This window comes from Haloferax sp. AB510 (genome assembly GCF_024136985.1).
GTDB lineage: Archaea > Halobacteriota > Halobacteria > Halobacteriales > Haloferacaceae > Haloferax.
On record NZ_JAMYJY010000263.1, the window covers coordinates 1 to 243 of the forward strand.

Annotated in this window: 1 pseudogene; it reads left to right on the forward strand. The window is 70.4% G+C overall.

The annotated features are described in order from the left end of the window. Positions 1 to 243, forward strand: a pseudogene (locus tag NKF06_RS20925) (transcription initiation factor IIB 2); the annotation flags it as partial.

The following is a 243-nucleotide window of genomic DNA, read 5'->3' on the forward strand; positions in this document are numbered from 1 at the left end:
CCGCGCGCTCAACGACGACCTGCTCCCCGGCCGTTCCATCGAGGGCGTCGCCACGTCGTGTACCTACGCCGCCGCCCGCATGGCCGGCGTCCCGCGCTCGCTCGACGAAATCGCGGAGGTCTCGCGCGTCGAGAAGAGTGAAGTCGCCCGCACCTACCGCTACATCGCGCGCGAACTCTCGCTTGAGGTCAAGCCCGCCGACCCCGAGCAGTACGTCCCGCGGTTCGCCAGCGAACTCGGCCT